Origin of the sequence: Streptomyces sp. DT224, from assembly GCF_049844595.1 — a bacterium.
GTDB lineage: Bacteria > Actinomycetota > Actinomycetes > Streptomycetales > Streptomycetaceae > Streptomyces.
This window is the reverse complement of sequence record NZ_JBNCLI010000002.1, coordinates 279,747-298,373: the sequence shown is the minus strand read 5'-3', so window position 1 is coordinate 298,373 and position 18,627 is coordinate 279,747. Positions and strand designations below refer to the sequence as shown.

Below are 18,627 nucleotides of genomic sequence, written 5' to 3'. Positions count from 1 at the left end.
CGGTCAGGAAGCGGCGTCCAGCACCGCGCGCACCTCGCGTACCAGCTCCGCGGCCGTCTCCACCGCCGCCGCGTCCAGGCCCCGCAGCGCCGCGTCCACCCGGTCCGCGAAGCCCGCCGGGGTCCCGGGCAGGGCGGCGGTCGCGGCGAGGGCGCCCTTCTCGTTGAGGCACCATGTGCGGTGGTGGGCGTGGAGCGACTGGGCGAGGATGCCGAAGGCCCGGGAGAGGCAGAGGGAGACATGCAGCCGGTCACCCGCGGGGGCGGACTTGCGGGCCGCCGCCACCGAGAACTCCGCCTCCCAGGCCGCGGCGGCCAGCGCCTCGCGCAGCGGCTCCGGGTAGACCGAGGTCTCCTGCTGCAGAGCCGTCAATTCCCCGTCCGGGTCGGACAGTACGCGCCCGAGGGCGACCTCGCCCGGGTACGCGGGCGACCAGAAGCCCAGCGGATGGCCCGGCTGGACCCCCACCTCGTAGCGGCCTTCGCGGCAGCCGGCCCAGACCGCCTCGACCCGGCCCAGGTCGCGCAGGATCCAGTCGACCTGGACGCCGTCCACCCGCAGCCAGCCCCCGGCATTCACCCACGGCCCCCAGCCGCCGGGGCCCGCCACCTCGACCGGGGAGCCCTGGAAGGCGGCGGCCAGCGCGGACAGGGCGGCGGTGTCCGGCGTACCGCGGTAATACACGCCCAGGTCCCAGTCGGAGTCCGGGCGGTGAGCGCCCCGGGCGCGGCTGCCGCCGAGCAGGACGGCCCGGATGCCGGGCACGTGGGTGAGCCGGTCGGCCATCTCGGCGACCCGGGCGGTCATTGCGGAGCCGGCGGGGCTCGCGAGGTTCTCCGATGTCATCGGGCGAGGACACTACCCGCCCCCCGGCTGTCGGTGCCTGCGAATATCCTGGGTGCTCCGACCGTCGGCTGACAAAGGAGTCCGAAGGTGCCGTCGATGCTCGATGCGGTCGTGGTGGGCGCGGGCCCCAACGGACTGACCGCCGCAGTCGAACTGGCCCGCCGGGGCTTCGCCGTCCAGGTCTTCGAGGCCGGGCCCGCGGTCGGCGGCGGGGCGCGTACGGAGGAGCTGACGCTCCCCGGCTTCCGGCACGACCCCTGCTCGGCGGTGCACCCGCTGGCCATAGGCTCCCCGGCCTTCGACGCGATGCCCCTCGACCGGCACGGTCTGGAATGGATCCAGCCCGCCCTCGCCCTCGCCCACCCCTTCCCCGACGGCACCGCCGCCGTGCTCGCCGGCTCGGTGGGGGAGACCGCGATGTCGCTCGGCCCCGGGGACGCGGGCGCCTACCGCCGGCTCCTCGCCCCCTACCTCGGCCACTGGGACTCCCTCGCCCGGGACTTTTTGCGCACCCCGTGGGACGGGCTGCCCAGCGACCCGTACCGCTGGGCACGCTTCGGGCTCGACGCGATCCAGCCCGCCTCCCTGCTCTCCCGCCGCTTCCGGGGCGAGAGGGCGCGCGGCCTGCTCGCCGGTCTCGCCGCACATGCCATCGCGCCCACGAACGGCATCGCCACCGGCGGCATCGCCCTGCTCTTCGCGCTCGCCGCGCACGAGCGGGGCTGGCCCGTGCCGCGCGGCGGCTCCCAGGCCATCTCCGACGCCCTCGCCTCGTACCTCCGGGAGCTGGGCGGCGCGATCACCACCGGTACGGAGGTCAAGCGCCTGGACGAACTGCCGCCCGCCCGCGCCTACGTCTTCGACACCTCGCCGGCCGCCCTCGCCCGGATCGCCGGACTCGGCCGCGCCTACCAGGGGTACCGCTACGGCGCCTCCTGCTTCAAGATCGACTACGCCCTGTCGGGCCCGGTGCCGTGGACCGCCGAGGAGCCCCGCCGGGCCGGCACCGTGCACATCGGCCCCACCGCCGGTGAGATCGACGACGCGCTGCACCGGGCGGTCGACGGCCGGGACCCCCGTGTCCCCTTCCTGATCACCGCGCAGTCCAGCCTGGTCGATCCCTCCCGCGCCCCCGAGGGCAAGCACGTCTTCTGGGTGTACGGACATGTCCCGGCGGGCTGGCGGGGCGACGCCACCGAGGTCATCGAACGCCAGCTGGAGCGGTTCGCCCCCGGCTTCCGCGACCTGGTCCTCGCCCGCGCGGTCGCCGGCCCGCCCGGCATCGCGAAGCGCAACGCGAACTACGTGGACGGCGACATCGCCTGCGGCGCCTTCGCCGGCCTCCAGACCGTCATCCGCCCCAAGCTCGCCCGCGTGCCGTACGCGACCGCGCACCCGGCGGTCTTCCTCTGCTCCTCGGCGACCCCGCCCGGCCCCGGGGTGCACGGCATGTCCGGACACCACGCGGCGAAGGCGGTGTGGCGGAGGCTGCGCGCCTCGGGGGAGCCCGGCCGCCGCCGCTGAACCGCCTCAGCCGCGCCCGCCCCTCCGTACCGTGCAGGTGTCCGTGTCCGCAGGGCACCAGTGCGTACGCCCGCCGACCAGGTGGAGTTCGAGGTCGGCGTCGCGCATGCCGTGGTCGTCCAGCGCCTGGCGCAGCTCGGTCGGCGCGGGCTGCGGCGGCAGGCCGAGCACACCGATCACGACGACGTCGTTGCGTGCCTCGACAGAGGCGATCTGCCACTTCCCGGTCGCCGCCCAGCGCTCCGCGACCGGCCGCGCGTCGGCCGCCAGAGCGCGGTCGTGGGCGACCCGGATCGTGCCGGTGGTGAGCGGCACGGCGACCAGCACGACGACACAGGCCACCGCCACGAGCGTCCAGCCCCGGAACTGCCCGACCCGCATGTCCGCCCGCTCGGCGCCCGCCCGGACGCCGTACAGGAGGAAGACCACGGTCCCGGTGGCGACGATCGCCGCCACGTTGGTCGCGAACAGGAGCGCGGACTCCCCGGCGTCGTGGTACCGGTGCACCGTCAGGAGCAGCCCCGTCACGGCCAGCGGCGGCACCAGGGAGATGGCGATGGCCACGCCCGGCAGCGTGTCCGAGATGTCGGCGCGAACCAGGGCGAACGCGCCGACCGTGCCGGTGGCCAGCGCGGCGAGCAGGTCGATGAGGCGCGGGCTGATCCGCGAGGAGACCTGGCTGTTGGAGGCGAAGGCGTCCGGCGGGGCCGCGATCCAGCCCAGCAGCATTCCGATCGCCACCACCGCCAGCGCGCCCCCGGTCACCAGCAGCAGGCAGCGCACCACCTGGCGGCGGCGGGCCAGCACCAGCGCCAGCGCGCAGCCGAGGATCGGCGTCATGAGCGGCGCGACGATCATCGCCCCGATCACGGTGGCCGTGGAGTCCCCGACCACCCCCGCGCTCGCGATGACGGCGGCCAGCACGAGCAGCCCCCAGAACCGGGTCGAGCTCGGGCTGCGCAGCCCGCGCTCGATGAACAGCGCGCCGGTCATCCTCCGGACGGCGTCCGCGTCGACTCCCGCCATCTCCTCGCTCCTCTCTCAGACGGGCCCGACGCCCGGCTCCCGGTCCCCGGCCGCCAGGAACTCCACCACCGCCAGCAGGAACAGCAGACAGAGCGCGATCCCGACGACGACCCACCCCGTCGGGTGCGCCCACAGCAGGTAGACCACCAGCGCGGCGGCCACCAGCAGCCAGGTGAACCAGGCCCGGAACCGTCGTACGAACGGGCCGGCCGGACCGGTCCGCAGCCCCGCCCCGTCGGCCGTGGCCCGCACCGCGCCGATCCCGGACGTCCACAGCCCCCGGACGGTCGAGGCACGCCGGCCCGGACCGGTGAGCCAGGCGGCCAGTGCGACGACGACCCCGAGGGCCACCACCATCCGTACCGTCGTCCCCAGGAACCGGGTCATCGCGTTGTAGACCGCGCCCGCCGCCCCCGGCGAGACCCCGGCCGGCAGCGCGTCCAGATAGAGCGCCCGGAAGATCCGCAGCCCGATGCCGAGCAAGCCGACGGCGATGGCGGCGCCGAGGGCCCCCGCCACCAGCGACCGGCGCCGCCGCACCGAGAGCAGCACGCCCCCGGCGATCAGCAGGACGGCGATCACGGCGAGCCAGTCGCCCAGGAACTGAAGGACCCGTACGTACGTCCTGACCCTGCCGACGTCGTCCGACCTGACGAGCGTGATGTCGGTGTGGACCTCCGGGATGTGCCCGGCCACCGCCATGCCCCGGTCCACCAGCTGCTGCTTGACCCGATCGATCACGGGAGCCAGGTCCAGCGTGACGGCGTCGTCGGTCAGCTCCACCGCGCCGCCGCCCTTCCCGGTCAGCGCCTTGTCGACGGCCCGGTGCGCCCGCCGGTTGCCCTCGGTCCACACCTTCTCGAAGGCGTCCGACGCGGCGACCGCGCGGGCCCGGTCGTGGACGAGGCTGCGGACGGCGTCCTCCAGCGAACCGCCGAGGCGCCCGAGCGCCTTCTCCAGGCGGGGCCGGTCGTCCGGCGACACCCCGGACAGCAGGGCGGACAGGTCGATCCTGGCCATCAGCGCGTCGGTCGCCCGGTCGGCCACGGCGTCCTGGACGGCCGGGTCGGAGGCGAGCGGGGCGACCGTGGCCACGTAACGGTCCGTGTCCCCGACCTGGTCGGACGCCCAGGCGGCGACCACGGACAGCGGGGCGAGCAGGCAGCCGAGGACGACGAGGACGGCGGCGAGGAAGGAGCGGCCGCGGTGCCGGGGCGGCCGGGCGCGCTCCTGTTCGAGCGCGGTCACGCGGTCCCGCAGGGCCCGGACTTCCGAGGCTGAGGAGCCGTCACTCGCGCCGATGCCGGCCACCGCGCCTCCCAGCCGTCCGATTTGTCTGACTGTCAGGCAACGTTCATCGGCGGGTTCGCGCGAGCGGGGTGGGCCGAACGGGGTCCGCCACCGTGGTGCGCGGCCTGTCCGCGAGGCCTGCCGTGAAGTCCCAGAGAACGGGCCTGACCTGCGGAAACATCGTTCGGGGCGGACTTGTAATGCCCGAGTAACGCCCTTCTTCTAACGTGCGAGCTCCCCCGTACCGTTCCAGGAGGAGCATCCTGATGCACCTGTCCCGATCGCCCCGGCGGAGAACTGCCGCCTGGGCGGCAGCAGCGCTCACCGTCACGGGCCTGCTGATAGCCCCGCCCGCCGCCGCGGCCACCGGCCCGACCGCCCCGGTCGACTCCGCGCTGATGAAGGCCGTGGACAAGGGCGGCGAGAGCACGTTCTTCGTCGTCCTCAAGGACAAGGCCGACCTCACGACCGCCAAGCGCAAGCACGGCCACGCGGCGCGGGCGGAGTCGGCGTTCGACGAGCTCAAGGCGAAGGCCCACACCAGCCAGCAGTCCCTCAACACCTTCCTCGACAAGAAGAAGGTCGGTCACCAGGACTTCTGGATCGCCAACGCGGTCAAGGTCACGGGGGACCAGGACCTGGTCGAGCAGCTCGCGCAGCGCTCGGACGTCGAGCGAATCGTCAAGGAACAGCAGTACAAGCTGGACGACATCGCGTCGAAGCCCACCGAGGCCCAGACGAAGGCCGCCGTGAAGGCCGCCACGCAGGCACAGGCTGCGGAGGCCGGCACCCCCGAGTGGGGCGTCAAGGACATCAAGGCCGACCGCGTCTGGGAGGACTACCAGGACCGCGGCGAGGGCATCGTCATCGCCAACGTCGACTCCGGCGTCCAGTACGACCACCCCGACCTGGTCGACAACTACCGGGGCAACAACGGGGACGGCTCCTTCACGCACGACTACAACTGGTACGACGCCAGCGGTGAGTGCCCGACCGACGCGCCCTGCGACAACAACGGCCACGGCACCCACACCATGGGCACCATGGTGGGCAAGAACGGCGTCGGCGTCGCCCCGAACGCGAAGTGGATCGCCGCCAAGGGCTGCGAGTCGGACCTGTGCACGGACAGCAGCCTGCTCGCCGCCGGCCAGTGGATTCTCGCGCCGACGGACGCGAACGGTCAGAACCCGCGCCCGGACCTGGCCCCGAACATCGTGAACAACTCCTGGGGCAACGAGGACGCCGGCACGCCGTTCTACGAGGACATGCTGACGGCCTGGAACGCCGCGGGCATCTTCGAGGCCTTCGCGGCGGGCAACGACGGTGACGGCGTCACCTGCTCGACCACCCACCCGCCGGGCTCGCAGGCCTCGTCCTACGGTGTCGGCGCCTACGACTCGACCGGCAAGATCGCCAGCTTCTCCGGCTTCGGTCCCTCGCTGGTCGACGGCTCCGCCAAGCCGAACATCTCCGCCCCCGGTGTCGACGTCCGCTCCACCTGGCCGGGCGACGCGTACAACACGATCTCCGGTACGTCGATGGCGACGCCGCACCTCGCCGGTTCGGTGGCCCTGCTGTGGTCCGCCGCCCCTTCGCTCATCGGCGACATCGACGCCACCCGCGCCCTGCTGAACGAGGGCGCGACCGACGTGGACGACACCCACTGCGGCGGCACCGCCGACATGAACAACGTGTGGGGTGAGGGCAAGCTCGACATCCTCGCCTCCGTCGACAAGGCCCCGCACACCGCCGCGACGATGACCGGCAAGGTCACCGACAAGGCCACCGGCGCCGCCCTGGCCGGCATCACCATCGAGGCCACCGGCGCCACCGGCACCCGTGAGGTCAGCACCCACGCCGACGGCACCTACCGGCTGACGCTGGCCCCGGGCACGTACTCCTTCCGGCTGAGCGGCTACGGCTTCGCCCCGGCCACCCTCTCCGACGTCACGGTCACCGCCGGCCAGGCCCTCGGCAAGGACTTCGCGCTCAACGCGGTCCCCGTCCACAAGGTCTCCGGCAAGGTCCTCGACGTCCAGGGCCGCCCGCTCGGCAAGGCCACCGTCCAGGTCACCGGCTCCCCGGTCCCCGCGGTCACCACCGGCACCGACGGCACGTACACCCTGCCGGCCGTCTCCGAGGGCAGCTACACCCTCACCGTGAGCCCGGCCGCGCCGATCCTGTGCAATGGTGTCTCGCGTGGCTCGCTGACCGTCGACGGTGACAAGACGGCGAACGTGAAGCTTCCGAACCGCACCGACGCCTACGGCAACACCTGCTCCCCGGCCACGTACTCCTGGATCAAGGGCTCCACCAAGGTGGCGCTCACCGGTGACGAGGACGCCAAGACGGTCTCGCTGCCCTTCCCGGTCAAGCTGTACGGCGTCTCCTACACCAGCGCCTCCGTCTCCACCAACGGCCTGATCAACTTCCTCGAGCCGCGCATCGGTGACTACATGAACGCGGCGCTGCCCTCGGCGGCCCGGCCCAACGGCACCGTCGCCGTCCTCTGGGACGACCTGCTCCTCGACAAGAAGTCCAGCGTGCAGACCGCGGTCACGGGCTCGAAGGGCAACCGCTCCTTCGCCATCGTCTGGAACAACGCCGCCTACGCCGACGGCTCCGGAGACCGCGCCACCTTCGAGGCCGTCTTCGACGAGGCCACCGGCTCGGTCACCCTCCAGTACCAGTCCGTCGCCGACCGCGGCGCGGGCGCGACGGTGGGCATCGAGAACCAGACCGGCGACGACGCCCTGCAGTACTCCTTCAACCAGCCGGTTCTGAGCGCCGGTTCGGCCGTCCACATCGCCCAGGAAGACAAGTGATGAGAGCCCACACCTCGCGGCGCGCCCTGCGGCTCGCCTCCGGACTGGTCGCGGCCGGCCTGGCCCTGACCGCCGCCCCGCACGCCCTCGCCGCCGACAGCGGTGACGGCAGCCACGGCGTGCGCCTCACCAGCGCCCAGGCCAAGAAGCTGACGGACCGCCTGCAGGCCGGCCAGTACGGCCAGGACACGACGGGCACCGACAAGAGCGACCCGGCGGAGGTCGTCGGCACCGCCGACGGCTCGCAGCCGGACGCGTCCGCCAAGGCCGCCGCGCCTCAGGCCGCCACCACCGACGCCGCCGCTCACGTCACCATGACGCCCACCTCGTCCGTCGAGGGCGTGAAGGGCTTCGGCGCCACCATGCCGGCCGACAGCAAGAACGGTGACTACTTCACGCTGCACAGCTTCGGCCACGTCGCGCGCTCCGCCGCCGACGGCACCGAGCAGTGGACCCGGAGCGCCACGTCGCTCTACGCGGACTGGGGCGTCAAGCCGCTCCGCGTGTGGGACACCGAGCTGTACCCGCCGCTCGTCCAGATGGGCTACAACGCGGTCAGCCCCTTCACCCCCACGTCCGACCAGGGCTACGGCAGCGGTGACCTCTCCGGTGACGGTGTGCCCGACGTGGTCTTCTCCGCCAGCGTGGGCGAGAACCCGCCCACCGGCGTCCGGATTCCGGGCACGACGATGACCTCCGGCACGATCGTCACCGTCCTGGACGGCAAGACCGGCAAGACCGTCTGGTCGAAGTTCTACTCCTACGCGACCACGGTCCAGGTCGTCGACGGCGCCCTGCTCGTCGGCACCGTCCCGCGCCTGAACGACCGCGCCCCGCTTTCCGAGACGGCGCAGCTGACCGGCACGCGCTTCTCGTATGCCGACGGCAAGCTGTCCGAGTCCAGCACCTGGACGTACGACACCGAGGAGATCCAGCCGGCCACCTGGGGCGCGATTCAGGACCTCGGCAACGGCAGGGTCGCCGTCTCCTGGGACCTGCGCAAGACGGAGGGCACGGCCGCGCGCGGCCGGACCCTCGTCCTCGACACCAGCGACGGCTCCGTCGTCTGGCAGATGGACAGCGCGCTCTACAGCCGCCAGCTGCGCCTGGACGCCGGACGCAACCAGATCGTCGCGGTGGAGCAGGCGGACACCTCCGACGAGCTCCGTTACGAGGTGGCCGCCTACGACCTGGGTGACGGCCGCCGCACCACCCTGGACAGCCGCGTCAACGTGCTGCCCACCGCGTTCGCGGTCGGCGACCTGACCGGGAACACCAAGGCCGAGTACGCCGTCAGCGAGTCCTCGCTGACGGACGACCTGTTCGTGGGTGCGAGCACGGTCCGGGTCCTGGACGGCTCGGACCCGGAGACCGCGCTGTGGCAGCACACCACGAAGCGGGCCGCCGGCAACCCGAGCGACGCGCCCGTCACCTGGCGGCTCGACGTCGTCAACAAGAAGCTGGTCGCCGCCGCCCAGGACGACACCGAGATCGGGACCGCCGCCAACTCGGGCGGCCGGTACGCGTCGCTGACCGTCTTCACCGGCAAGGGGAAGGTGAGCTGGCAGACCAAGGGCGCCACCGCGTCCCCCATGTTCCAGGACGTCTTCAGCGACAAGAGCGGCCGGCACATCCGCGTCGTCGACGGCGACCAGGACGTCCGCACGTACGCCTTCAAGGACGGCAAGGAGCAGCACCTCACGCCGCTCCAGGCATCCATGGCCTACGCGAAGGGCATCGATGTCGACGGTGACAAGAAGGACGACCTCGTCGGCGGCGGCGAGGCACACGGCGTCTGGGCCTACTCCGGCACCTCGCTGCTGAACGGCACGCCGAAGAAGCTGTGGCAGGCCACCCTGCCGGGTTCGGTGCACCGCATCGAGACCGCGGACGTGACCGGGGACAAGCGGCCGGAGATCGTGGTCGCCGCGGACAGCGCCGTCGTGGTCCTCGACTCGCGGACCGGCAAGGTCCTGAAGACGATCGACGGTGGGGGCCAGTTCGTCCGGTCCGTCACGCTCGCCGACGTCAACGGTGACAACAAGGCCGACATCCTCGTCCCGACCGACGCCCTGCGCGCCTACACGGGCGACGGCCAGGCGCTGTGGACCTACGCCGCGCCCGAGAGCGCCGGCGACGTGCTCTTCTCCGACGCGTCGACGGGCGACGGCAAGGTGTACGTGCAGTACACCAGCGTCAAGTCCATCGACATCGACGCCCCCGTGATGCGGGCCGTGCAGCTCGACGCGAAGACCGGGGCGGAGGGCTGGTCCATCGAGCCGAAGGCCCCCGCCTCGGCCGTGGACGGCAAGCTCCGTACCGGTCTCCTCGACCGCGCGGTGTTCGCCTCGCCCGAGATCCCCTACGCGGACGGCCACGCGGTCGTCTACACCTGGGTCGCGTGGGCGCCCATCGGCGCCAACGCCACGGACACCCTCATCCCGTACAACGTCACGGAGATCCGCGACGGCCGTACCGGAGAGATGCTGCACCGCACCTACACCGGCGGGCTGTGGACGCACGGCAACTACTTCGAGGGCGACGGTGCCCTCATGCAGGCGGGCGCGGCGACCCTCCGGACGTTCCTGGCCGGCGGCGACGACCGCACGCTGTTCCTGGTGCCGGACTCCCGGAGCGGGGGCTGGCTGACCGCCCCCGGCGGCCAGAAGGTGATCGTCACCGGTGTCCAGGGCGGTGTCTACCTCTGGGACCCGAGTCTGCTCGACGGTGAGCACATGTACCCGGACGCGCTGGGGGCGTCGCCCAGCATCTCCGCGGGCCGCAACTACGCCACCGCCGACTTCGACGGTGACGGGGCCGACGAGGTGGTCTCGCTCAACTTCGACGACCGGGGCGTGGACACGGCGGCCGACCTCGTCGGCGGCCGCTACCTGATCTCGAACGACTCGACGCCGAACATGGTGACGCTCAAGCTCTCCTGAACCCGTCCCACCGCATGAACCGAGGACCCTCCGGGCACCGCCCGGAGGGTCCTCCGCGTGTCCGGTTACAGTGGCGCCCTCATGAACGCGCGCCACACAGCGGGCCACGGCCCGACAGCACCGCTGCTCCGCATACGCCTTTTCGGTGGATTTCAGGTCACTCGTGACGGCGGTCCCGAACCCGCCGCGCGATGGCCGAGACTGACCGCACAGGCGCTGGTGAAGCTGCTCGCCGTCGTACCCGGGCATCGGCTCCACCGCGAGCAGGTGATGGAGATCTGCTGGCCCGACTCCGATCCCCAGGCCGCCCAGGGCAGCCTGCGCGTCGCCCTCCACGCCGCGCGTCGCGCCCTGGAGCCCGAACTCGCCTCCCGCGCCGCGTCCTCCTACCTGGTCTCGGACGGGCCCCTGCTCTGCCTCGACCCCCGTACCGTCCGGGTCGACGTGGACCACGCGCAGGACACCGCGCGCGCCGCCCTGACCACCGGCGACGCGGACGCCCTCGCCCGGGCCCTGGAGCTGTTCTCCGGCGAACTGCTCCCCGACGACCGCTACGCCGACTGGGCCGAGGGCCGGCGCTTCGAACTCGCCGAGCTCAAGGAGAAGCTGCTCCTGGGGCTCGCCTCGGCCCACCTGGAGGCGGGCGCCACCGAGGAGGCCGTCACCGTCGCGGAGCAGGTCCTCGCGGCGAACCCGGCCGAGGAGCCGGCGCACCAGATACTCATCGATGCCTTCACCCGGCTGGGGCTGCGGCGGCGGGCGGTGCGCCAGTACCACGTCTGCCGGGCGGCCCTGGACGCCGAGCTCGGCGTGCGGCCGGGCCCCGAGACCGAGCGCCTGCACCGTGCCGCGCTCGCCGCGGAGCCCACCGGACCGCCGACCGCGCCCTCCCTGCCCGCCTCCCTCCGGGCCCCGGCCGCCACCCCGTTGCGCGGGCGCTCCGCCGAGCTGGACCGGCTGCTCGCGGTGGACGGCACCCCGGTCGTCCGGTTGCTCACCGGAGAGGCCGGCGTGGGCAAGACACGGCTGGTCGGCGAGGTGGCCCGGAAGGCGGCGGCCTCCGGCACGGCCGTCCTGTGGGGTGGCGGGCACGACGCGGAGGGCCACACGCCGTACGGGGCGTTCGCCGAGGCGCTGGACGGCTGGCTGGCCGAACGCGACGAGGCGGAACGAGCCCGCGTCGGCGGGGAGTACCCCGAACTGGCCGCGTTCCTGCCCGCCCTGGGCCGGGTGCGCGCCGACTCCCAGCGCAGCCCCGAGGAGGAGCGCGACCGCCTCTTCCGCGCCACCGCCGGCCTGCTCGGCGAGCTGGCCTCCATGCAGCCGCTGCTCATCGTGCTCGACGACCTGCACGCGGCGGACCTGGGCTCCTTCCAGCTGCTGAGCCACCTCGCCCGGCGGGCGGCGCAGTCCGGCGGCTGGCGCTTCCTCGTGACGTACCGCGAGGAGGAGATACCCGACGGCGACCCGCGCCGTACGGGCCTGTCCTCCCTGGTCCGCCAAGGGCTCGCCGCTCGCGAAGAGGTGCCGCGGCTGGATCAGGAGGCGTGCCTCGCCGTCGTACGCGACACGGTGGAGCTGACCCCCGGACAGGTCTCGGGTGCCACGGACCGCGTCTGGGAACTGTCCCTGGGCAACCCCCTGTTCGCCGTGGAACTCGCCCACGGGCTGGCCGAGGGCGCCGGGACCGGGGCCCCCGACGGGGTGCGGCAGCTGGTCGCGGAGCGGCTGGGCCGACTCGACCAGGACACGCGGAGAATCGTCGAGGCGCTGTCCGTGGCCGGACCCGAGACATCGTTGTCGGAGCTGCTCGACGTCGCCGCCCACGGGCTGGACCCCGCCGTCACCGGGGGAGCCGCCACCGACGCGCTGGAGCGCGCCATGGCCGCCTCGCTGATCGAGGAGCGCGACATCGTGGTCGGCGGACAGCACGAGGCGGGGCTGACCTTCCGCCACCCGCTGGTCCGCCTCACCTGCTACGAGAAGCTGTCCGCGCTCCGCCGCCGACAGCTGCACGGCGCCTTCGCGCAGGCGGTTCTCCGCCGCCGCCCCGACGCCGTGGACACCCTCGCCTCGCACTTCACCCGCGCCGACGATCCGCGCGCCGCCGAGTACCTGCGACGGGCCGCCGCCCGGGCCGCCGCCCTCTTCGCCAACGACACCGCCGACCGCTACTACCGCGACCTGGTCGCCCGGCTCGACGTGGACGCCGCCCGCGCCCGCCTCGCCCACAGCCAGGTCCTTCGCCGCATGGGCAACTTCGCCCAGGCCGCCGAGGTGCTGCGCCTCGCCCTGGACGAGTTCGTCCGGCGCGGCGACCACGAGGACATCGTGCTCGCGGCGGCCTGGCTCGCCGACACCCTCGGGCGCACCGGCCGCCCCGATGCCGGCCGGCGCGTGCTGGCCGCGCACCCGGTCACCGCGGACACCCCGCCGGAAGCAGCCTCCGGCCACTTCCTCGCCCTGGCCGTGCTGTGCCGCATCCAGGGGCGGTACGAGGACGCGCACGCCGCCTCCCAGCAGGCCCTCGTGGCCGCGCGCCGGGTGAACGGCAGGCCGGGGGAGGGGCTGCGGGCCCGGGCGCACTCGCAGCGGGCCAGCGTGCTCGGGCTGAGCGGCCGGCTGGACGAGGCCCGTGAGGCGGCCGACCTGGCGTTGGCACCTGCCGAGGCGTACGGCGATCCGACCCTGCTCGGTTCGGTGCTCTCGACCCTGCGCGAGAACGAGCGGCGGGGCGGCCGGCTGCGCGAGGCCGTGGCCCACGGGCAGCGGGCGCTCGATCTCGCCGAGCAGTCCGGTGATCCCGCGGGGGCGGCCTTCGAGCGGGCCAACCTGGCCGAACTATGGCTGCTGCTGCGGGAGTTCGACACCGCTCGTGCTCTGGCCGAGGCTGCCGTGGCGGGCGCCGAGCAGGACGGCGCCTGGTGCCTTCCGTACACCCAGGCGGCACTCGCCCTGGTCCGTATGCGCACAGGGGACCGGGCCGGCGCCGCGGCCCTGCTGGACCGGGCGCAGGCGTCACCCGGTCTGTTCGACCGGCAGGCGGGCCGCGAGGTCCGGGCGGCCCGCGCCGAACTCGCCCTGCGCGACGGGCTTCCGGGCCACGCCCGGCGCGCCCTGGAGGGCCACGAGGCGGACGCGCCGGTGCTCGCGGCCTGGGCGGAGCTGCGCAGCAACCGCCCGGAACCGGCGCGCCGGCTGGCGGCCGACGAGGTGGCCCGCGCCGCCCGGACGGGCGAGCGCATCGCGGAGGCGGACGCGCGGACGGTTCTCGCCCTCGCCCTGCACCGGCTCGGCGACGCCGGCGCGGCCCGCGAGGCGCTGACACGTGCCGACGACCTGGCGCGGGCCCTGCCCTACCCGGCGGGCGCGGTCCACGCGGCCGAGGTGCGGGCGCTCATGGAAACGGAGCCGGACGCCCACTGAGGGCGGTCCGGCTCCGTCACGGAGTACTTACGCGGGCAGCCGCTCCAGCAGCCCCGCGAAGTCGGTGCCCGGCGCCAGGGTGCCGAAGGCGAGGCCCCGGTCCCCGGCCAGCCGCGAGGCGCAGAACGCGTCGGCGACCGCCGCCGGCGCGTGCCGGACGAGCAGCGAGCCCTGGAGCACCAGCGCCGCGCGCTCGATGAGCCGGCGGGCCCGCAGCGGGGCGTCCTCGGTGAGGACCAGCTCGCCGCGCAGCTCCTGCCAGGCCGCGTGCAGCCGGCGGTCCGCCCCCGAGGCGGCCTCGACCTCGGCGCGGAAGGCGTCCAGCGACTCCGGCTCCCGGGCCAGGGCGCGCAGCAGGTCCAGCGCGTTCACATTGCCCGAGCCCTCCCAGATGCCGTTGAGCGGCGCCTCCCGGTACATGCGCGGCATGCCCGAGTCCTCGACGTAGCCGTTGCCGCCGAGGCATTCCAGCGCCTCCGCGACCGCGACCGGCTGGCGCTTGCACACCCAGTACTTGGACACCGCCGTGGCCAGCCGCAGGAATGCCCGCTCCCCGGTGTCGCCCCGCTGGGCCCGGTCCGCGGCACCGGCGAGGCGCAGCCCGAGCGTGGTCGCCGCCTCGGACTCGACCGCGAGGTCGCCGATCACATTGCGCATCAGCGGCTGGTCGATCAGCTTGGCGCCGAACACCGAGCGGTGGCGCACATGGTGGGCGGCCTGGGCGAGCGCGGCGCGGATGCCGGCGGCCGAGCCGATGACGCAGTCCAGGCGGGTCATCGTCACCATGTCGATGATGGTGCGCACGCCCTTGCCCTCGGGGCCGACGAGCCAGGCGACCGTGTCGTCGAACTCGGGCTCGCTGCTGGCGTTGGACCGGTTGCCCAGCTTGTCCTTGAGCCGCTGGATGCGGAAGGTGTTGCGGCTCCCGTCCGGCAGGACGCGCGGCACCAGGAAGCAGGAGAGCCCGCCCGGCGCCTGGGCGAGGACCAGGAAGAGGTCGTTCATCGGAGCGCTGGTGAACCACTTGTGCCCGCGCAGCCGCCAGGTCCCGTCGCCCGCCTCGGTGGCCGCGGTGGAGTTGGCGCGCACATCGGTGCCGCCCTGCTTCTCCGTCATGCCCATCCCCGCGAGCAGCCCCGGCTTCTCGGCGGGGGCGCGCAGCCCGGCCTCGTACACCCTGCTGGTCAGCAGCGGCTCGTAGGTCTTCGCCAGGTCGGGGGCGTGCCGCAGGGCCGGGACCACGGCGTACGTCATGGAGACCGGGCACAGGTGGCCCGCCTCCAGCGTCGACATCACCATGAAGCCGGCCGCGCGCGCCACATGGGCGCCGGGGCGCTCGTCGGCCCAGGCGGCGCCGGCCAGGCCCGCGCCCACCGAGGCGTTCATCAGGTGGTGGTAGGCGGGGTGGAAGTCCACCTCGTCCACGCGGTGGCCGTAGCGGTCGTGGGTGCGCAGCACGGGCTCGTTGACGTTGGCCTGCTCGGCCCACTCCTGGGCCTGCGCGCTGCCGGCGAGGCGGCCGAGCCGGTGCAGCTCCTCGGTGTGCCACTCGGCGCCCTCGCGGCGCAGGCCCTCCAGGAGCACCGCGTCGTCGGCCACGTCGTGCCCGGTCAACGGCGGGGCCTGGTTGGTCACTTCGTGGGTCGCGGCGGTGGGGTGGGAGCGGGGCGCGGCGGTTTCGGGCACGGTAACCTCCTGGTGGAAGGGGTGTCAGGGCTGCTGGGCGGGCGGCGCGCCCGCGCAGCGCAGGGCCATGGCGACGAGTTCGGTGAGCAGCGCCTCGGTGGTCTCGCCGTCGCCGGCGCCGAGCGGATCGACCAGGACCTCGCCGACCGCGCCGGTGAGCGCGGCGGCGGTGATCTCGCCGTTCTGCGGGGGCAGCAGGCCCTCCTCGATGCCCTCGTGGACGACCTCGGCGAACAGGGCGCGGTAGCGGCGGCGGTAGTCGAGGCGTTCGGCGCCGACCGCCGGATCGGCCGGGGCGGCGAGCAGCGCGTAGGCCAGGCCCCGGTTCTCCAGGGCGCGGCGGGCGAAGACCTCGACGCCCCGGGCCAGCCGCTCGACCGGTGTTCCCGGCTCGTGAAGCACCGTGCCCAGCACCTCCACCTCGCGGCCGGCGGCGCGCCGGAACACCTCGACGGCCAGGGCCGCCTTGGAGGCGAAGTGCTGGTAGACGGAGCCGGCCGCGATGCCGGCCGAGTCGGCGACGGCGGTGACCGACGCCTGCGACCAGCCGACCTCCGTGACCACCGAGGTGGCGGCGGCGATCAGATGCTCCCTGGCTGCTTCGAGCCGACTGATTTCGGCTGGGGTCTTGCGGTAGGCCATGAAAGAAGTGAACCATCATTCAGAGTTTCCCGCCATGGCCCGTTCGCACGGTCCGGCTCGTCAGGAGAACGTGATGCACCTCAGTACCCTGCTGGACAGCGCCGTCCGCTCGGCCGGCGACCACGAAGCGGTCGTCTACCGTGAGCAGCGGTGGTCCTACCGGGCATTCGCCGACGCGGCCCGCCGTGCCGCGACCGTGCTGCGGGAGGCCGGTCTCCGGCCGGGCGACCGGCTGGCCGTGATGACGTACAACACCCCGGCCTTCCTGTTCGCCGCGTTCGGCGCCTGGTACGCGGGTGCCACCCTGGTCCCCGTCAACCACAAGCTCCAGACCGCCGAGGTGGCCCGCCAGCTGACCCACTGCGGGGCCCGGATCGCTGTGGTCGACGCGGAGATCGGCGAGCGCGCCACCGCCGCCGGCGCCGAGGTGACCTGGCTGGTCAGCCACCCCGACGCCGAGCCGGACACCCTGCCCGCCGACGCGTTCGAGGCCCGGATCGCGGCCGCCGAGCCGTTCGCCGAGGAGCCGGGGACGGACGGCGAGGTCGCCCAGATCCTGTACACCTCGGGCACCTCCGGCACCCCGAAGGGCTGCGTCCACACCCACCGCACGATCACCCTGACGGCCGCCTACACCGCCGCCGCCATCCCGCTCCGGCGCGACGAGCGGTTCCTGATCTGCATGCCCGTCTGGCACGCCTCCCCGCTCAACAACTGGGTGATGGGCACGCTGCTGACGCGCGGCACCGTGGTGCTCCAGCGCGAGTACGAACCCCGGGGCATGCTGGAGACCATCCAGCGCGAACGCGTCACCGCGATGTTCGCCGCCCCGATCGCGCTGATCGCGCCGACCCGGGCGGTCCCCGACTTCGCCTCGTACGACCTCTCGTCCGTGCGGGCCTGGATCTACGGCGCGGGACCGCTCGACGCGGACACCGCCCGCCGCCTGATGAAGGCGTACGGCTCCGAGGACTTCCACCAGGTGTACGGGATGAGCGAGACGGGCCCCGTCGGCGCCTCGCTCCCGCCCGCCGAGCAGGTCGCCAAGGCCGGTGCGATCGGCAGGGGCGGTATGCCCGGGGTCGAGCTGCGGGTCGTGCGCCAGGACGGCGCCGACGCGGGGGCGGGGGAGACCGGCGAGATCTGGCTGCGCTCCGACACCCGCATGGTGGGCTACCTGGACGACGAGAAGGCCACCGCCGAGGTGTTCGCGGGCGACTGGTACCGCAGCGGGGACCTGGGCCGGGTCGACGAGGACGGGTTCGTCACGGTCGTGGACCGGATGAAGGACGTGATCATCACCGGCGGCGAGAACGTCGCCTCGCAGGAGGTGGAGGGCGCCCTGCGCGGCCACCCCGACGTCCTGGACGTCGCCGTCGTCGGCCGGCCCCACCCCCAGTGGGGCGAGACGGTGGTCGCCGTGGTCGTCCCGCGCGAGGGCGCCTCGCTCGACCTGGAGGGCGTCCGCGCCTGGCTGGAGACCCGGATCGCCCGCTACAAGGTGCCCCGCGAGCTCGTCCTGCGCCCCGGCCTGCCCCGCACGCCGTCCGGGAAGATCACCAAGCACGTCCTACGGGACGAGCTGACCCGCTGAGCGCCGGACCGGCCCCGCACCCCTGCGGCGAACGGCGGGGCCGGTCCGCGTAGGGTCGGCACATGGCCGACGAACAGGTGACCAAGGCGCGGCGGGGCCCCGGCAGACCCCGCGAGGAGCGCGTCACCCGGGCCGTGCTGGACGCCGTCGTCGCGCTGGTGACGGAGGACGGCATGGGCGCGCTGACCATGGACGCGGTGGCGGCCCGGGCCGGCGTCAGCAAGCCGGCCATGTACCGGCGTTGGGCCACCAAGCAGGACCTCGTCCTCGCCGCCGCCGAGACCCGGATCGGCCCGCTCACCGTCCCCGACATGGGCGACTTCCGGGCCGAGCTGCGTGCCGTGCTGACGGCGCGCATGGAGGCGTACCGGCAGCCGGGCGTCGCGCGGCTGCTCGCCGGCGTGATCGGCTCCGCGTCGGAGGCGGGCGCCGAGCCGGGCGCGTACCGCGACTACACGGCCCGCGTGATGAGCGAGACCCGGCACCTCCTGGAGCGCGGGGTGGCGCGTGGCGACGTCCGGGCCGACGTCGACATCGCCGCCGCCGCGACGCTCGTCGCCGCGCCCCTGCTCTTCCGCATGGTCGGTGAACAGCGCCTGCCGGATCAGGAGTTGGTGGATTCCGTGGTGGACCTGATCGGCCGGGCGGTCGCCGCCCCGGCGTAACCGCGTGCGCCTTGTCCCGGCCCCGCCGCCGGGCGCTTCGGCATGCCCGGAACGGTCACCGAATGGACCGAAAAAATCCCCGGGAAATCAATGCGCCGCACCCCTTGCCCCGCCGCAACCTCATATCGATACTGCTGGTTACGTAATTGGCCCGCCGTCGG

Annotated in this window: 11 protein-coding genes; 6 read left to right on the top strand and 5 right to left on the bottom strand. The window is 73.7% G+C overall.

Features of this window, described 5'->3' with window-relative positions:
• Window positions 1-3: 3 nt before the first annotated feature.
• Window positions 4-846 carry a nucleotidyltransferase domain-containing protein gene (locus ACLQ2N_RS05030; RefSeq protein ID WP_425809432.1) on the bottom strand — a complete coding sequence of 281 codons (843 nt, stop codon included), beginning with the start codon at window positions 844-846 and terminating at the stop codon, window positions 4-6.
• 87 nt (window positions 847-933) lie between these two features.
• Between ACLQ2N_RS05030 and ACLQ2N_RS05025 the strand changes: the two genes are divergently transcribed.
• A complete protein-coding gene (locus tag ACLQ2N_RS05025; protein WP_425809430.1) occupies window positions 934-2,370 on the top strand; it encodes a phytoene desaturase family protein in 1,437 nt (478 codons plus the stop codon).
• A gap of 6 nt (window positions 2,371-2,376) precedes the next feature.
• Here the strand turns inward: ACLQ2N_RS05025 and ACLQ2N_RS05020 are convergent, their stop codons facing one another.
• Together ACLQ2N_RS05020 and ACLQ2N_RS05015 are read right to left on the bottom strand one after the other, a co-directional pair.
• A complete protein-coding gene (locus ACLQ2N_RS05020; protein ID WP_425809428.1) occupies window positions 2,377-3,396 on the bottom strand; it encodes a DUF389 domain-containing protein in 1,020 nt (339 codons plus the stop codon).
• 15 nt (window positions 3,397-3,411) lie between these two features.
• The gene (locus ACLQ2N_RS05015; protein ID WP_425809426.1) at window positions 3,412-4,707 is read right to left on the bottom strand and encodes a hypothetical protein; all 1,296 of its coding nucleotides are present in this window, start codon (window positions 4,705-4,707) and stop codon (window positions 3,412-3,414) included.
• Window positions 4,708-4,952: 245 nt separating this feature from the next.
• Here ACLQ2N_RS05015 and ACLQ2N_RS05010 point away from each other — a divergent pair, with 245 nt between their 5' ends.
• The 3 genes from ACLQ2N_RS05010 (at window position 4,953) to ACLQ2N_RS05000 (ending at window position 13,879) form a co-directional block, all read left to right on the top strand.
• On the top strand, window positions 4,953-7,511 hold the full coding sequence (locus ACLQ2N_RS05010) for a S8 family serine peptidase (RefSeq protein WP_425809424.1): 2,559 nt from the start codon (window positions 4,953-4,955) through the stop codon (window positions 7,509-7,511).
• Window positions 7,511-10,453, top strand: a complete 2,943-nt coding sequence (locus ACLQ2N_RS05005; RefSeq protein WP_425809422.1) for an FG-GAP repeat domain-containing protein — start codon at window positions 7,511-7,513, stop codon at window positions 10,451-10,453. The genes ACLQ2N_RS05010 and ACLQ2N_RS05005 overlap by 1 nt, the downstream gene beginning before the upstream one ends.
• Window positions 10,454-10,672: 219 nt before the next feature.
• Window positions 10,673-13,879, top strand: a complete 3,207-nt coding sequence (locus ACLQ2N_RS05000) for an ATP-binding protein (RefSeq protein WP_425809420.1) — start codon at window positions 10,673-10,675, stop codon at window positions 13,877-13,879.
• Window positions 13,880-13,906: 27 nt separating this feature from the next.
• On the opposite strand, the gene ACLQ2N_RS04995 is transcribed toward ACLQ2N_RS05000, so the two are convergent.
• Both ACLQ2N_RS04995 and ACLQ2N_RS04990 read right to left on the bottom strand, forming a co-directional pair.
• Entirely contained in the window at window positions 13,907-15,565 is a 1,659-nt protein-coding gene (locus tag ACLQ2N_RS04995) for an acyl-CoA dehydrogenase family protein (protein ID WP_425809418.1), read from the bottom strand.
• 24 nt (window positions 15,566-15,589) lie between these two features.
• Window positions 15,590-16,207 carry a TetR/AcrR family transcriptional regulator gene (locus ACLQ2N_RS04990; RefSeq protein WP_425809416.1) on the bottom strand — a complete coding sequence of 206 codons (618 nt, stop codon included), beginning with the start codon at window positions 16,205-16,207 and terminating at the stop codon, window positions 15,590-15,592.
• 73 nt (window positions 16,208-16,280) lie between these two features.
• Between ACLQ2N_RS04990 and ACLQ2N_RS04985 the strand changes: the two genes are divergently transcribed.
• Both ACLQ2N_RS04985 and ACLQ2N_RS04980 read left to right on the top strand, forming a co-directional pair.
• Complete coding sequence (locus ACLQ2N_RS04985) at window positions 16,281-17,801, top strand: class I adenylate-forming enzyme family protein (RefSeq protein WP_425809414.1); 1,521 nt, start codon at window positions 16,281-16,283, stop codon at window positions 17,799-17,801.
• A 62-nt stretch (window positions 17,802-17,863) separates the two neighbouring features.
• Entirely contained in the window at window positions 17,864-18,466 is a 603-nt protein-coding gene (locus ACLQ2N_RS04980) for a TetR/AcrR family transcriptional regulator (protein ID WP_425809412.1), read from the top strand.
• Window positions 18,467-18,627: the final 161 nt, after the last annotated feature.

Coding starts and splice junctions, on each gene's coding strand:
- ACLQ2N_RS05010 (WP_425809424.1), top strand. CDS start 4,953: ATGCACCTGTCCCGATCGCCCCGGCGGAGAACTGCCGCCTGGGCGGCA.
- ACLQ2N_RS05005 (WP_425809422.1), top strand. CDS start 7,511: ATGAGAGCCCACACCTCGCGGCGCGCCCTGCGGCTCGCCTCCGGACTG.
- ACLQ2N_RS05030 (WP_425809432.1), bottom strand. CDS start 846: ATGACATCGGAGAACCTCGCGAGCCCCGCCGGCTCCGCAATGACCGCC.
- ACLQ2N_RS04985 (WP_425809414.1), top strand. CDS start 16,281: ATGCACCTCAGTACCCTGCTGGACAGCGCCGTCCGCTCGGCCGGCGAC.
- ACLQ2N_RS04990 (WP_425809416.1), bottom strand. CDS start 16,207: ATGGCCTACCGCAAGACCCCAGCCGAAATCAGTCGGCTCGAAGCAGCC.
- ACLQ2N_RS05020 (WP_425809428.1), bottom strand. CDS start 3,396: ATGGCGGGAGTCGACGCGGACGCCGTCCGGAGGATGACCGGCGCGCTG.
- ACLQ2N_RS04980 (WP_425809412.1), top strand. CDS start 17,864: ATGGCCGACGAACAGGTGACCAAGGCGCGGCGGGGCCCCGGCAGACCC.